The sequence below is a fragment of the Nonomuraea maheshkhaliensis genome (assembly GCF_039529435.1).
Taxonomy (GTDB): domain Bacteria; phylum Actinomycetota; class Actinomycetes; order Streptosporangiales; family Streptosporangiaceae; genus Nonomuraea; species Nonomuraea maheshkhaliensis.
On record NZ_BAAAMU010000027.1, the window covers coordinates 92727 to 106911 of the forward strand.

13 protein-coding genes are annotated in these 14185 nt (G+C 73.1%); 7 read left to right on the forward strand and 6 right to left on the reverse strand.

All coding sequences use genetic code 11. The features are described 5' to 3' along the window. Positions 1 to 33: 33 nt before the first annotated feature. From ABFX54_RS20365 to ABFX54_RS20385, 5 genes are all read right to left on the reverse strand, one after another. Positions 34 to 678 (reverse strand): response regulator, encoded by a 645-nt coding sequence (locus ABFX54_RS20365; RefSeq protein WP_346106976.1) that lies wholly within the window; start codon positions 676 to 678, stop codon positions 34 to 36. After that, positions 669 to 1823, reverse strand: a complete 1155-nt coding sequence (locus tag ABFX54_RS20370) for a sensor histidine kinase (protein ID WP_346106978.1) — start codon at positions 1821 to 1823, stop codon at positions 669 to 671. The genes ABFX54_RS20365 and ABFX54_RS20370 overlap by 10 nt, the downstream gene beginning before the upstream one ends. 11 nt (positions 1824 to 1834) lie before the next feature. Next, complete coding sequence (locus ABFX54_RS20375; RefSeq protein ID WP_346106980.1) at positions 1835 to 2638, reverse strand: ABC transporter permease; 804 nt, start codon at positions 2636 to 2638, stop codon at positions 1835 to 1837. Beyond that, positions 2635 to 3540, reverse strand: coding sequence for an ATP-binding cassette domain-containing protein (locus tag ABFX54_RS20380; protein ID WP_346106982.1), 906 nt, complete (start codon positions 3538 to 3540; stop codon positions 2635 to 2637). The genes ABFX54_RS20375 and ABFX54_RS20380 overlap by 4 nt, the downstream gene beginning before the upstream one ends. A 91-nt stretch (positions 3541 to 3631) precedes the next feature. Beyond that, complete coding sequence (locus ABFX54_RS20385) at positions 3632 to 6724, reverse strand: hybrid sensor histidine kinase/response regulator (RefSeq protein WP_346106984.1); 3093 nt, start codon at positions 6722 to 6724, stop codon at positions 3632 to 3634. A gap of 155 nt (positions 6725 to 6879) precedes the next feature. On the opposite strand from ABFX54_RS20385, the gene ABFX54_RS20390 reads away from it, so the two are divergent. The 6 genes from ABFX54_RS20390 (at position 6880) to ABFX54_RS20415 (ending at position 11706) form a co-directional block, all read left to right on the forward strand. Next, a complete protein-coding gene (locus ABFX54_RS20390; protein ID WP_106250915.1) occupies positions 6880 to 7566 on the forward strand; it encodes a response regulator in 687 nt (228 codons plus the stop codon). Further along, entirely contained in the window at positions 7563 to 8504 is a 942-nt protein-coding gene (locus ABFX54_RS20395) for a glutamate ABC transporter substrate-binding protein (protein WP_346106986.1), read from the forward strand. Before ABFX54_RS20390 ends, ABFX54_RS20395 begins: the two co-directional genes overlap by 4 nt. Positions 8505 to 8628: 124 nt before the next feature. After that, positions 8629 to 9372: an amino acid ABC transporter ATP-binding protein gene (locus tag ABFX54_RS20400; protein ID WP_346106988.1), complete on the forward strand. Its 744-nt coding sequence runs from the start codon at positions 8629 to 8631 to the stop codon at positions 9370 to 9372. A gap of 8 nt (positions 9373 to 9380) precedes the next feature. Continuing rightward, positions 9381 to 10211 (forward strand): glutamate ABC transporter substrate-binding protein, encoded by an 831-nt coding sequence (locus ABFX54_RS20405; RefSeq protein WP_346106990.1) that lies wholly within the window; start codon positions 9381 to 9383, stop codon positions 10209 to 10211. Positions 10212 to 10216: 5 nt separating this feature from the next. Then, positions 10217 to 10885, forward strand: a complete 669-nt coding sequence (locus ABFX54_RS20410; RefSeq protein WP_346106992.1) for an amino acid ABC transporter permease — start codon at positions 10217 to 10219, stop codon at positions 10883 to 10885. Further along, positions 10882 to 11706 (forward strand): amino acid ABC transporter permease, encoded by an 825-nt coding sequence (locus ABFX54_RS20415; RefSeq protein ID WP_346106994.1) that lies wholly within the window; start codon positions 10882 to 10884, stop codon positions 11704 to 11706. The genes ABFX54_RS20410 and ABFX54_RS20415 overlap by 4 nt, the downstream gene beginning before the upstream one ends. A gap of 93 nt (positions 11707 to 11799) precedes the next feature. On the opposite strand, the gene ABFX54_RS20420 is transcribed toward ABFX54_RS20415, so the two are convergent. Continuing rightward, complete coding sequence (locus ABFX54_RS20420; protein WP_346106995.1) at positions 11800 to 13068, reverse strand: hypothetical protein; 1269 nt, start codon at positions 13066 to 13068, stop codon at positions 11800 to 11802. Between the two features lie 76 nt (positions 13069 to 13144). Here ABFX54_RS20420 and ABFX54_RS20425 point away from each other — a divergent pair. Continuing rightward, the coding region (locus ABFX54_RS20425; protein WP_346106997.1) for an amidase at positions 13145 to 14185 on the forward strand (1041 nt) is incomplete at its 3' end.

The following is a 14185-nucleotide window of genomic DNA, read 5'->3' on the forward strand; positions in this document are numbered from 1 at the left end:
GGCAATCCGTGACGTGCCGGGGAAGGGGGTCGTTCAGGTCTCCAGGTAGCGCAGGATCGCCAGCACGCGGCGGCTGTAGCCCGGGGCGCGGGGCAGGTCGAGCTTCTCCATGATCGCGTTGACGTGCTTCTCGACCGTGCTGAGCGAGACGTGCAGGCGTTCGGCGACGGCGGCGTTGACGAACCCCTGGGCCAGCAGCCGCAGCACCTCTCCCTCGCGGGGGCTGAGCCGGCTCAGCGGGTCGGCGCGGGTGGTGCGGGCCAGCAACTGGCGCACCACCTCGGGGTCGAACGCCGTGCAGCCGGCGCGGACCCGCTCCAGCGCGCCGAGGAACTCGCCGACCTCGGAGACCCGGTCCTTGAGCAGGTAGCCGAGCCCTTCTGTGGATTCGGCGAGGAGCCTGGCGGCGTAGTGCGGCTCGACGTACTGCGACAGGACGAGCACGCCGACGTCCGGCAGCCGCTCGCGGATCTCCAGCGCCGCCCGCAGCCCCTCGTCCTTGTGGGTGGGCGGCATGCGTACGTCGATCACGGCCACGTCGGGACGGTGCCGGTCGACGGCGTCGAGCAGGGCGGGGGCGTCGCCGACGGCGGCGACCACCTCGTGCCCGGCGTCGTCGAGCAGCCGGGTCAGGCCCTCGCGCAGCAGCACCGAGTCGTCGGCCAGGATCACCCGCACGGCGGCGCCTTCGGCAGGGTCGCGGCGATCCGCGTGGGGCCGCCGGGCGGGCTGTCCAAGGTGAACGTCCCGTCGAGCGCCAGCACGCGCCTGGCCAGGCCGGACAGCCCGCCGCCCGAGGCGTCGGCGCCGCCCGCGCCGTCGTCGGAGATCGCCACGCTCACCGTCCGCTCGTCCTCGCTCAGGACCACCAGGATGTCATGCGCGCCGGCGTGCTTGACCGCGTTGGTGATGGCCTCGCGGGCGACGAAGTACAGGGCCGTCTCGACCTCGGAGGCGAGTCGGCCGGTCAGCCCGTGGTGCACGGTGACGGGGACGTCCGAGCGTTCGGCCACGCCGGCCAGCGCGGCGCGCAGGCCGAGCTCGTCGAGCGCGGTCGGGTAGACGCGCCAGGCCACGCTGCGCAGCTCGTCGAGGAGCCGGCGGGCCTCGGTGTAGGCCTGGTCGACCAGCTCGGCGGTCCTGTCGGGGGCGGCGCTGTGGCGGGCGCGGCCGAGCAGCATGGCCAGGGCCACGCCGCGCTGCTGCACGCCGTCGTGCAGGTCGCGCTCGATCCTGCGGCGCTCGTCGTCCACGGCCCTGACGATGCCGGTACGGGTGGCGGTCAGCTCGGCGATGCGCCTGCGCATGAGCTCCTGGCTGCCGGGGCCGAGGAAGCGGGCGGCCAGGCGGCGCTCCAGTGCCGCCAGGGCCATGACCATGAGGACGAGCACGGCCAGCAGGACCGCTCCCAAGGTGAGGCCGAGGATGCCGCTGCCGGTCACGAGCTTGACGCCGGGCAGGTTGAGCGGGACGGGCTCCATCCTGTCCGTGATCAGGTCCCAGGCGCCGCCGGCTGTGAGCAGGCAGGCCAGGAACAGGGTGGACGCGCAGACGTACCCGCCGAGGAGGGACAGGGCGGCGCGGGCGGCCAGGAACGTGTACCCGCCGTCCCGCGTGCCCCTCTCCTGGTCCAGGTCGAGCCAGCGGGACAGGCGGGCGCGTTCCAGGGCGGTGAGGCGGGCGCGTACGCGGGCGAGGGCGGGACGCAGCGCGGGCACGAGGGACGCGGGGGCCGCCACGCACAGGAAGGCCAGCTCGGCGAGGCCGAGAACCGTCCCGAGAAGGACCCCGGCCGCCGTCCGCACGATCCGGCCGCCCCACACGGGCGTGAAGTCTAGGCGTCGCGGCGGCGCATCACGACCAGGCCCGCCACCAACGCCGCCGACGTCCAGACCACCAGCCATGCCAGCCCCTCCCCCGCCGGGTACGGGATCGGCCCGCCGGTCGGATTGTCGATGCTGCCCATGAACGCCAGCCCGGCGAACATCGGCAGGCGCATCGAGATGTCCGCCGCCTCCTGGCTCCCGGTCATCAGCAGCATCAGCGGCAGGCCCATGAGCAGCATGAACACCACGGTCAGGGTGCCCGCCGCGCTGCGCACGGCCGCGCCGACGCCCAGGGTCAGCACCGACACGAAGGCGTAGAAGACGCCGGTGCCCAGCAGGTCGAGCGCGACGTCGGCGGCCGGCAGCACGACCAGGCCGCCGAACACGTCGATGGACAGCAGCAGGTACACCGCCGCCGTCGCCACCGCCCCGGACAGGACTCCGGCCACGAACATGACGGGGGCGACCACCAGCGCCTTGGCCGCCAGCACCATGCCGCGCACGGGCGTGGCCTGCAGCGTGACGCGGATGCCGCCGCAGGCGTACTCGGCGGTGATCGTCAGCATGGCCAGGGCCACCAGGGCGAACTGGACGAACGACGTGGCCGAGACCACGGGCTCGCTGGCCGTGACGCGCACGCCCGCCACGCCGTCGCGCAGGGCGTCGGTGACGGTGGAGCCGCCCAGTGTGACGGCGGTCAGCACGGTGAGCGCGAGCGCGCCGGCCAGGCACCACCAGGTGGACCTGACCGACCACAACTTCCCCCACTCGGCCCCGGCCACCTGCCACAACGTCCGCGCCTGTGCGCTCATCGGCCCGCTCCGTACTCGACGCTGTCCGAGGTCAGCTCCTGGTAGGCCTGTTCCAGGGACGCCTGTCTGGTGCGCAGTTCGTGCAAGCGGATGCCGGCCTCGTGGGCCAGGTCGCCGACGCGTTCGACGGGGGCGCCGGTGGCCTCCAGTTCGTTCTCGCCGAACCGGTCCACCGCGATCCCGGCGGCGCGCAGCCGGGCGGCGAGGGCGTCCGCGTGCGGGGTGCGGACCAGCACGGCCGTCAGCGAGCTGCCCGCGATGACGTCGGCCAGCGGCGCGTCCGCGATGAGCCGCCCCCTGCCGATCACCACGAGGTGGTCGGCGGTGAGCTGCATCTCGCTCATCAGGTGGCTGGAGACGAACACCGTGCGGCCCTCTTCCGCCAGCGACCGCATGAGCCCGCGCACCCACCGCACGCCGTCCGGGTCGAGCCCGTTGACGGGTTCGTCGAACATCAGCACTTCGGGGTCGCCCAGCAGCGCCGCGGCGATCCCGAGGCGCTGGCTCATGCCCAGGGACAGCGTCCCGGCCCGCTTGCGCGCCGCGCCGGCCAGGCCCACGGTCTCCAGCACCTCGCCGACCCGCCGCCGCGCGATCCCGTTGCTGCGGGCCAGCGCCACCAGGTGGGCGTGGCCGCTGCGGCCGGGGTGCACGGCGCGCGCGTCGAGCAGCGCGCCGACCGTGCGCAGGGGGTTCCTGATCCGGTGGTACGGGACTCCGCCGACGAGCGCGGTGCCGGCGCTGGGCCGGTCGAGGCCGAGGACGAGGCGCATCGTGGTCGACTTCCCAGCACCGTTCGGGCCGAGGAAGCCGGTCACCGTGCCCGGCCTCAGGTCGAGGGACAGGTCGTCCACGGCGAGACGGTCGCCGTACCGTTTGGTCAAACCGCGCATACTGATCACGCCGCCCCACGCTAGGAGCCCGCGGCGGCGGGAACCATGGGGGCGACCCGCCGACCTCGATGGCGGAAAACCGTAACCCGGACGCCCCGGCTCAGGAGTGGGCCGCGCTCATCCATTCGGGGACGTCGCTGAGCAGGCCGCCCAGCTCCTCCAGCAGGTCCTCGTCCACGGCGGCCCCCGACGCGGACAGGTCCTCGACGCGCCGGCACAGCTCCGCCTCCCTGACCGCGCCGACCGTGGCGCAGGCGCCCCTGAGCCGGTGGGCGAGCGCCGTGGCGGCCGGGCGGTCGCCGTCGCGTACGGCCTGCCTGAGCTCGTCGAACGTACGTGTGGCGGTGGCGAGGTAGGCCCGCGCCACGTCCGCCAGCGCCTCCTGGGACAGCCCGGCCAGCTCGGGCGGGAGCCCGGCCGAGGCCGTCCACTCCGGGATGCGGGCCAGCACGCGCGGCCAGTCCACGGGCTTGGCCAGGTGGTCGTCCATGCCGGCTTCGAGACAGCGGATCCGGTCGTCGGGCATGGCGGCGGCGGTCATCGCGATGATCGGCGTGTGAACCTCCTCGCGGCCCCTGATCTCCTCGGTGGCGGCCAGGCCGTCGAGCACGGGCAGCTGGCAGTCCATGAACACCAGGTCGTAGCCGCCTTCGAGCACGGCCCGCACGGCCTGGGCGCCGTCGTCGACCACCTCGACCTCGTGACCGGCCTGGCCGAGGACGAGCATCGCCACCTGGCGGCTCACCTCGTCGTCCTCGGCCACGAGGATCCGCGCGGCGGCGGCCGGGCTGCCGTTCTGGCCGGCCGGGTGGTCGCCGGGGGACTCGGCGGTGCCCAGGGCGTTCTCCACGGCGGCGACCAGGCGGCGGCGGCTCAGCGGCCGGGTGATCGACTGCACGGCCCGCCCGCCGGCCGGCGCCGGCCAGGCGAAGCCGGAGCGGCCTGGGGTGACGACCACGATGACGCTGGTGGCCTGGAGCAGCGGGTCGGTGAGGATGGCGTGGGCGAGCGAGCGCGGCGCGCCCGGGGCCGCCCCCGGCGAAGCGCCCAGTGGGTGACTCGACGAGCCGCCCGGCGAAGTGCTCGGTGCGGCGTCAGGTGAGGTGCCCGGCGCGGTCCTCAGCGACGCGCCTCGCTCGGCGCCCGGCGCGGTGGCCAGCCCGTTACCCGGTGCGGCATCCGGCGTGGTGGCGAGCGCATTGCCCGGTGAAGGCTCCGGTGACGTGCTCGGCGCGGTGGCCGACGTGATCGCGGGCGGAGCCGCCGGTGTCAGGCCCGGGGTCGTGCCCAGGTCGAGGGCGACGACCACCAGCTCGTACGGCTCCTCCGCCGCGGCGGCCGACCGCAGGCGGGCCAGGGCCTGCTCCTGGTCCCTGGTCTCCTCGACCTCGGCCCCGGCCTGGGCCAGGTAGCGCGCGGCCAGCGTACGGTCCTCGGGCCGCGAGTCGGCGACGAGCGCGCGCCGCCCCTCCAGGGTGTGCGCCCCGGGCTCGGCCCAGGTCACGACGTCGACCGGCAGCGTGGCCCAGAAGCGGCTGCCCACGCCCTCGACACTGTCCAGCCCGATGCTGCCGCCCATGAGCTCGACGAGCTGCCGGCTGATGGCCAGGCCCAGGCCGCTGCCGCCGGTCCTGCGCGTGATCGGCGAGTCCACCTGGCGGAAGACGCCGAAGACCCGCTCACGGTCGTTGGGGCCGACCCCGATCCCGGTGTCGGCGACGGCGAACCTGAGCGTCACCCGTTCCTGGCCCGGCTCGCCCTCGTCGAGGGTGACCCGCAGGTCCACGCCGCCCTGGAAGGTGAACTTGAGCGCGTTGCCGACGAGGTTGGTGAGCACCTGGCGCAGCCGGGCGGGGTCGCCCGACACCTGGCTCGGGACGTTCTCGTCGAGCCGGAGCGTGAGCCAGAGCCCCTGCTCGTACGCGTGCGGCGCGAACGGCGCCACGACCTCGTCGCACAGGCGGGGCAGGTCGAAGGCCACGGCGTCGACCTGGAGGTGGCCTGCCTCGATCCTGGACAGGTCGAGGAAGTCGTCGAGCAGGCGCAGCACGTTGTTGGCCGACTCCTGGGCGGTGGTGGCGTAGTAACGCTGCTCCTCGTCCAGCCGGGTGCCCATGAGCAGGGAGTTCATGCCGAGCACGCCGTTGATCGGGGTGCGGATCTCGTGGCTGATCTTGGCCACGAACTCGGACTTGGCGTTGGAGGCGCTGAGCGCGTCGTCCCTGGCGGAGGCCAGTTCGGCGGCGTACCTGGCCAGCGTGGCCTGGGCCCGGCGGCGGCCGCGGGTGGAGTGGATCTGCAGGCCGAGGCCGATGAGGATGAGCAGGGCGAGCAGGGCGGCGACGGTGAGCACGTTCGTGCGCAGCTTGTCGGCCGAAGCCAGCGCCTCGGAGGCGGAGACCTCGGCGGTGACCGTCCAGCCGATGCTCGGGATGGGCTCGGAGGCCGACATGACCATGCCGTCGATGCCGCGGTACATGCCGCTCCACGCCTGCCCGGCCAGCGCGGCGTCCACCCGGAAGTCCTCGCGCAGGGAGGTGAGCGCGTACACCTGCCTGCCGGGGTCGGCGACGAGCACGCCGGCCTTGTCGGTGATGAGCAGCCGGATGTCCTGGGCGTTGGCGGCCTCCTCGGCGAACGCCTTGATCGCGTCCAGGCTGTAGACGATGGCGAGCATGCCGAACATGCGCACGCCGTCGGCGCTCATGATCGGCGCGGCCACGGCGACCGCCCTGGACACGTCGCCCATCGTGGGCGTGTACGCCTGGGAGACGTGGGCCTGGCGGCCGTCGCGCACCGCGCGGTACCAGTCGGTGCTGGTGATGTCCTGGGGCAGCGCGCTCGGGGGTTCGGCGCCGAGCATGCTCCCCTCGGGGGAGATCAGCATGAGCCCGCTGACGCCGTCGCGCATGCGTTCGAGCTGGCCCAGCCAGTCGCGCAGCGTCGTCGGCGTGGCGTCGCCGACGGAGGCGCGCACCTCGGGGCGCTGCGCGAAGGCGGTGACGAGCTGTTTGAGCGAGCTCATCTGCTGGTCGACCACGACCCTGCTGACCGACGCCGTGGTCCTGACCCGGTTGCTGACCTCGTCGCGCACCGCGCCCTCGGACAGCGAGATGCTGGACGACGTCAGTGCCGCCAGTGGCAGCAGGCCCAGGAGCGTCCACAGGGCTGTCACCGCGAACAACCACCGCACGGGCGTCCGTCCCTCCCCCCAGCCGTTCGGGTACAGAGTAGGAGGTAACCGGCGCGTACGCCGGATCCGGATGAGCAGAACGAGCAAAAGTCGATCTTTTGTAATAAAACACGCTTAAGCTGCAAGAATCTACTGCTTGGACGAGGAGCGTGGCGATGCCTGAGCCCAGGGACATCACCGTACTCATCGTGGACGATGATCCGGTCGTCACGGCGGCGCTGCACGCGCAGGTGAACCGGGTGCTGGGCTTCAGGGTGGTGGGCATCGCCCACACCGGCCACGCGGCGCTGGCCGCCGCCGGCCGCTTCGCGCCCCGGCTGATCCTGCTCGATCTGCACCTTCCGGATATGCCCGGCTTAGAGGTCGCGCACCGGCTGCGCCGGCCGGAACAGCCGCCCGCCGACATCATCGTCGTCTCCAGCCGCAAGGAGTCGGCCACCGTACGGGCGGCCATCCAGCGCGGCGCCCTCTACTACCTGGTCAAACCGACCAGGGCCGGCACGCTGGAGCAGACCCTGCTGCGGTACGCGGCCACCGCCGAGCAGCTCGACGGTGGCGGCCGGTTCGCCGAGCAGCAGGAGATCGACCGCCTCTTCCGCTCGCTCCACCTCGACCAGGGCACCCGTCCGAAGAGCATCTCGCCGGCCACCGAGCAGAAGATCCTGGACGCGCTGGCCGAGGTCGAGGAGGACGCCTCGGCGCACGAGCTGGCCGGGATGGTCGGCGTCAGCCGGGCCACCGCCCGCCGCTACCTGGAGCACCTGGCCGATCGCGGGCTGGTCGAGGGCCGCCCGAAGTACGGGGAGACCGGGCGGCCGCAGCACCGGTACCGCGTCCGATGAGCGGCCCGCCGACCGGCCTGACGACCGGCCCGATGGCCGGCCCGACGACCGGCCCGACGACCGGCCCGACGACCGGCCCGACGACCCGTCCGGTGAGGATCCCCGTGCGGCGCGGGCTGCGCGTGGTGCTGGCGGCGGTGCTGCTCTGCGTGCTCGGGACCGGCTGCGGCGAGGCGGACGCCTTCGCCACGGAGTCCACGATGGCGCGGATCAAGCAGCGCGGCGTGCTGACCGTGGGCACCAAGTTCGACCAGCCGATGTTCGGCTACAAGGATCCGGCCAGCGGGCGGATCACCGGTTTCGACGCGGAGATCGCGCGGCTGCTGGCCAAGGACCTCACCGGCAGCGAACGCAACGTCCGCTTCGTCGAGACCGTCTCCCGCGAGCGCGAGAACTTCATCACCCAGGGCGTGGTGGACCTCGTCATCGCCACCTACTCGATCACCCCGGCCCGCGCCGAGCTGGTCTCGTTCACCGACCCGTACTACTACGCGGGGCAGGACCTGCTGGTCAGGATGGGTGACTCCACCATCAACCAGGTGACCGACCTGGGCGGCAAGACGGTCTGCACGGCCAAGGGCTCCACCTCCGTGGACCGGCTGCGCGAGCAGGTGCCGACCGCTAAGCTGGAGATCGTCGACGCCTACAGCATCTGCATCCCCGCTCTCATCTCCGGGCGGGTGGACGCGCTCAGCACCGACGACACCATCCTGCTCGGGCTGCTGGCCCAGCATCCCGACACACTGCGCCTGGTGCGCAAGCCGTTCGGGCGCGAGCCGTACGGGATGGGCGTGCGCAAGCAGGACACGGCCTTCCGCGACTACCTGAACGGCCTGATCTGCCGCTGGCTGCGTGACGGCCAGTGGGACCGCGCCTTCATGTCCACGATCGGCGTCCACGGCAACACCGCCGGGCCGTCCCGGCCGGCCAACTGCTGACCTGGCCCCTGGGCCGGCCGCTGAGCTAATCGAGCACAAGCAAGCTAAACGATCACAAGCCTTTCCGCGGAACATGCGGCTCCTACGGTTACGCCAACGCTGACCGAGACGAGGAGCGTGGCGCATGTCCCAGTCGGACCTGATCGTCCTGGACCAGGTCAACAAGAGATTCGGCGATCATCACGTCCTGCGGGACGTGAACCTGACGGTCCGGCAGGGCGAGGTCGTCGTGATCATCGGCCCGTCCGGGGCGGGCAAGTCCACCCTCTGCCGGGCGATCAACCGGCTGGAGACCATCGACTCCGGCACGATCACCCTCGACGGAACCCCGCTGCCGTCGGAGGGCAGGGAGCTGGCCAGGCTGCGCGCCGAGGTCGGCATGGTGTTCCAGTCCTTCAACCTCTTCGCGCACAGGACCGTCCTGGACAACGTCGTCCTCGGGCAGGTCCACGTGCTCAAGCGGCCGAAGGAGCAGGCCGTGCGCAAGGCCCGTGAGCTGCTCGACCGGGTCGGCATCGGCGCCCAGGCGGACAAGGTGCCGGCCCAGCTCTCGGGCGGGCAGCAGCAGCGGGTGGCCATCGCCAGGGCCCTGGCGATGGACCCGAAGGCGATCCTGTTCGACGAGCCCACCTCGGCGCTGGACCCCGAGATGGTCAACGAGGTGCTCGATGTCATGATCACGCTGGCCCGCGAGGGCATGACGATGGTCGTCGTCACCCACGAGATGGGCTTCGCCCGCCGGGCGGCCGACCGGGTCGTCTTCATGGCCGAGGGCGAGATCGTCGAGCAGGGCGCCCCCAGCGCCTTCTTCGGCGCGCCGAGCAGCGACCGCGCCCAGTCCTTCCTCGCCAAGATCCTCACCCACTAAGGAGTGTCATGTTCGGCAGATCCCTTTACGCCGTGTTCGCCGTGGTCGCCGTGACCGCCACCGGGTGCGGAGGCGGCCAGGAGAGCTACACCTCGATCGTGGACAAGGCCAAGACCGAGAAGAAGCTGGTCATCGGCGTGAAGGCCGACCAGCCCGGGCTCGGCCTGCGCACGCCCGACGGGAGCTTCACCGGGTTCGACGTCGAGGTCGCCACGTACGTGGCCAAGCAGCTCGGCGTGGAGCCGTCCGGGATCACGTTCAAGGAGACCGTGACGGCCAACCGGGAGGCGTTCATCGAGCAGGGCCAGGTGGACATGGTGGTGGCCACGTACTCGATCACCGACGCGCGCAAGCAGAAGGTGTCGTTCGCGGGGCCGTACTTCGTGGCCGGTCAGGCCCTGCTGGTCCGGGCCGACGACACCGCGCTGACCGGGCCCGAGGCGCTCAACGGCAAGAAGCTGTGCTCGGTGGCCGGCTCGACCCCGGCGCAGAAGGTCAAGACCGAGTACGCCAAGGAGGTGCAACTCCAGGAGGAGCGGACCTACTCGGCGTGCGTGGACCGCGTGCTCGGCGGCCAGCTCGACGCCCTCACCACCGACAACGTCATCCTGGCCGGCTACGCCGCGCAGCACGCGGGCAAGCTCAAGGTGGTCGGCGAGCCGTTCAGCACCGAGAAGTACGGCATCGGGATGAAGAAGGACGACACGAACGGCCGCAAGGCGGTCAACGACGCGCTGGAGAAGATGTTCGCCGACGGTAGCTGGACCAAGGCGCTGCAGGCCAGCGTGGGCTCCTCCGGCTTCACCGTCTCGCAGGCCCCGCAGCTCGAACGGTACTGAGGCCCATGGACGCGTTGCTGACCGAGGGCGGCACCATTCTGGCCGCCTTCTGGATGACGGTCCGGCTGACGGCGGTCAGCGCGCTCGGCTCCCTGGTGCTGGGCACGCTGCTGACCGCCATGCGGGTGGCCCCGCTGGGCTCCCTGCGCGCCACCGCGACCGCCTACGTGACCGTGGCCCGCAACACGCCCCTCACGCTGGTGCTGCTCTTCACCGGCCTGGGGCTCGGGGCGAACCTCGGGCTCGAACTGTCCGACGACATCGCGACCAACAACTTCTGGCTCGCCGTCATCGGGCTGACCGCCTACACCTCGGCGTTCGTCTGCGAGGCGCTGCGCTCCGGGCTGAACACGGTGCCCGTGGGGCAGGCGGAGGCGGCCCGCTCGCTGGGGCTGGGCTTCGTCAGGACGCTGGCGCTGATCACGCTGCCGCAGGCGTTCCGCGCCGTGGTGGCGCCGCTCGGCAGCATCCTCATCGCGCTGACGAAGAACACCACGATCGCGCTGGTGGTGGGCGTCGCGGAGGCGTCGGTGCGGATGCGGGAGCTGGTCGAGACGTACGGGGACCAGGTCATCGAGATCTTCCTCGGCTTCGCCGCCGGGTTCGTGCTGCTCTGCCTGCCCATGGGGCTGGCGTTCGGCTGGCTGTCGAAGCGGCTGGCGGTGACCCGATGACCTACGCGAACCTGTACGAGGTCGCCGGACCGCGCGGCGTCCAGCGCAACCGGGTGCTGACGGGTGTCGTCGCGCTCGTGCTGCTGGCGCTGGCGTACGTCGTCTACGTGCGCTTCGAGGAGAAGGAGCAGTGGGCGGCGGAGAAGTGGGCGCCGCTGCTGCGGGCGGACGTGTGGGCCACGTTCATCCTGCCCGGCCTGGCCGGGACGCTGGCGGCGGCCGTCGCCGGGGTGGTGCTGGCCGGGATCTTCGGGCTGGTCTTCGCCACCGCCCGGCTGTCGGAGCACGCGTGGGTGCGGGTGCCGGCGGCCGTGGTGGTGGAGTTCTTCCGGTCCGTGCCACTGCTGCTGCTGATCTTCTTCGCCTTCTTCGGGTCGTACGCGCTCATCGGCGTGAACGTCTCCGCCTTCGCGGCGGTGGTGTTCGGGCTCACCCTCTACAACGGCTCGGTGATCGCCGAGATCGTCCGCGCCGGCGTGCTCAGCCTGCCGAAGGGGCAGCGGGAGGCGGCGTACGCGGTCGGCATGCGCAAGGGGCAGGTGATGCGCCTCGTCCTGCTGCCGCAGGCGCTCAAGACGATGCTGCCCGCGCTGATCAGCCAGTTCGTGGTGCTGCTCAAGGACTCGGCGCTCGGGCTGATCGTCGGCTACGACGAGCTGGTGGACCGCGGCCTGAACGGGATCGCGGCGAACTTCTCGAACGTGATCCCGGCGGCCATCCTCATCGCGGCCATCTTCATCGTCATCAACATGGCGCTGGACCGGCTGGCCCACCGCCTGAGCAAGACGGGCACCCGCCGCCCGGCCAAGCCCGCCTCCTGACCCCCGCCGGGCGGCCCTGACCCCGATCCGGGCACCAGGTCCCAGCGGGCCGCCCTGACCCGGGCCGCCCTGACCCGGGCGGCTCGCCGGGTCTCAGCCGGCCCTTCTGGCCCGGCGGCGGAGCGCCGGCAGCCAGGGGGCGGCCCCGAGCATGGCGAGCAGCGCCAGCAGGGGCAGCCGCCACCACCACGACACGGTCGCGGGCGGCGGCTGCGCGGGCCACGCGGCCGTCCACGGCCGGGCGGTCTTCGACCAGGCGAGGAACGCGTCGCCGATCGGCATCAGCCCGAAGGCGTAGCGTTTGGTCCAGGGGGTGCCGACGCGCAGCCCGGCCAGGCCGCCGTAGCCCGCCAGCGCCCCGGCCAGCGCGGCGTCACCGTGCACCTGGGCCGCGCCCAGGGTGACCGCCGTGGCCGACAGGCTCACGCCCAGCGGCAGCGGCCCCGAGTCGACGTCGCCGGGGCCGTCCATCCCCTGGGGGTACTCCCGCACGGCCGGGCCGAGGCCGAGCGGGGTGACGACGTAACGGTCGCGAAAGCGCAGATACTGCTCGGCGGCGAAGCCGGCGTCGACGTCGGGCAGGAAGCGCTGGATCACGCTCTGCGAGCTGCCCCTGGCCACCTCCTCCGGCTCACCGCTGCCGGGAGCGGCGCGGTGCGGGAGCAGCCCGGTGCGCGGGTCCAGCCGCTCGCGGGCCAGCTCCAGCCACCGAGCGACGGTCGCGGCGTGGCGGGGCGGCTCCAGGGTGTCGTGCAGGCGCAGCGACGCCATCGCCACGGTCGAGTCGACCGGCCACGACTGGCCGGGGTAGGCCTCCAGGAACGGCGACGGCGAGGCGTCGAACGCCTTGGCCAGGGCCGCCGAGTCCGCGGCGAAGCGGCGCGACTCCCCGGCGTCCCGCCGCCCGGCCGGCTGCAGGCTCAGCACCCCGCCGCGCAGCCAGTTGCACCAGCCCCGGTAGAAGACGCCGTACTCGGGGACGAGCTCGGCGCTGAACGGGGCGCGGCCGGGCGGGGTGTCCAGGCGCTCCAGCGCCCAGCGCGCCTCGCGCAGCGCCTCGGCCCTGGTCTCCCCCGGGACGCGCCGGCCCAGCTCCACCCAGGTCAGGCCGTACAGGACGTGCAGGAAGAAGTAGCCCTCGGGGAACAGCGCCTGGGCGTCGTCGCCGGCGCCGGCGTCGAGGGCCCCGCGCAGGAACGCGAGCTGCCGCCGCACCCCCGGCGCCTCACCCTCGGGGCCGCCCGGCGTGGCGGGGACGATCAGGCGGACCGCGCCGGCGAGCGCGCAGAGGCTGATCACGACGGCGGCGAGCCGGCGCATCCAGAGCAGCGCACGACGGAGGGGGGAGGGCGCCTCGGGCATCCGTCGATGCTAGCGCTCCACGGCCCGGCCCGTCTCCGTTGGTGCGGGGGCCGGGGTGATGTGTAGAAAAGGGTCCATGCCGATTCCCCAGGGACCCTTCACCGGCCGTACCGTCACCGACCTCGCCCGGGAGCTGCGCGACCGGAAGACCACCTCCGTCGATCTGGTCGAGCGGGCGCTCGGCGCCGTCGCCGTGCTCGATCCCGCGCTGAACGCGTTCGTCACCGTGGACGCGGGCGGGGCGCTGGCGGCCGCGCGCCGTGCCGACGAGGAGCTGTCAGGGGGCGGCGACCGGGGGCCGCTGCACGGGGTGCCGGTCGCGGTGAAGGACCTGATCATGGTGGCGGGGGTGCCGGCGACCATGGGTTCGCGGCACTTCGCCGGATACGTCCCCGACGCCGACGCCGCCTGCGTGACGCGGTTGCGGGAGGCGGGCGCGATCATCGTCGGCAAGACCACGACGCACGAGTTCGCGTACGGGCCGACCGGCGACCGCTCCGCCACCGGCGCCTCGCGCAACCCGTGGGACCCGGCGCGCATGTCGGGCGGCTCCAGCGGCGGCAGCGGGGCGGCCGTCGCGGCGGGCATGGTGCCGCTGGCGATCGGCACGGACACGGGCGGCTCCGTCCGCATCCCGGCGGCTCTGTGCGGGATCGCCGGGTTCAAGCCGGCGTACGACGCGATCCCGGCCGACGGCGTGTTCCCTCTGTCGGCGACGCTCGACCACGTGGGCGTGCTCGCGGGCACCCCAGACGACTGCCTGCTCGCCTACCGCCACCTGGCGCGGGACGGCGGCGGGGCGGTCAGGGAGGGGACCGGGCTCGTGCGGGTGGCGTGGCTCGATCCCGGCGCCGTCTTCGACGGCGACCCCCGGGTGACCCGCACGGCGGCGCCAGTGGCGGCGTCAGTGGCGGCGGCGTCGGGGGCCGCCGATGAGGTGCGGCTGTCCGAGGAGGTCGTCGCGGAGCTCAGGGAGACGTACCTGGCCATCCAGAGCTGCGAGACCGCCGCCGTGCACGCCGAGCGGCTCGAGCGGGCGCCCGAGCTGTTCGACGACGAGGTGCTCGAACGCCTGCGCGTCGCCGCCGAGCTGCCCGGCTGGCGCTACGGCCGCGCG

What these genes read in the sequence shown, in the direction of transcription:
- ABFX54_RS20400 (WP_346106988.1), top strand. Translation starts at nt 8,629, where the DNA reads ATGTCCCAGTCGGACCTGATCGTCCTGGACCAGGTCAACAAGAGATTC.
- ABFX54_RS20405 (WP_346106990.1), top strand. Translation starts at nt 9,381, where the DNA reads ATGTTCGGCAGATCCCTTTACGCCGTGTTCGCCGTGGTCGCCGTGACC.
- ABFX54_RS20415 (WP_346106994.1), top strand. Translation starts at nt 10,882, where the DNA reads ATGACCTACGCGAACCTGTACGAGGTCGCCGGACCGCGCGGCGTCCAG.
- ABFX54_RS20410 (WP_346106992.1), top strand. Translation starts at nt 10,217, where the DNA reads ATGGACGCGTTGCTGACCGAGGGCGGCACCATTCTGGCCGCCTTCTGG.
- ABFX54_RS20420 (WP_346106995.1), bottom strand. Translation starts at nt 13,068, where the DNA reads ATGCCCGAGGCGCCCTCCCCCCTCCGTCGTGCGCTGCTCTGGATGCGC.
- ABFX54_RS20395 (WP_346106986.1), top strand. Translation starts at nt 7,563, where the DNA reads ATGAGCGGCCCGCCGACCGGCCTGACGACCGGCCCGATGGCCGGCCCG.
- ABFX54_RS20375 (WP_346106980.1), bottom strand. Translation starts at nt 2,638, where the DNA reads ATGAGCGCACAGGCGCGGACGTTGTGGCAGGTGGCCGGGGCCGAGTGG.
- ABFX54_RS20390 (WP_106250915.1), top strand. Translation starts at nt 6,880, where the DNA reads ATGCCTGAGCCCAGGGACATCACCGTACTCATCGTGGACGATGATCCG.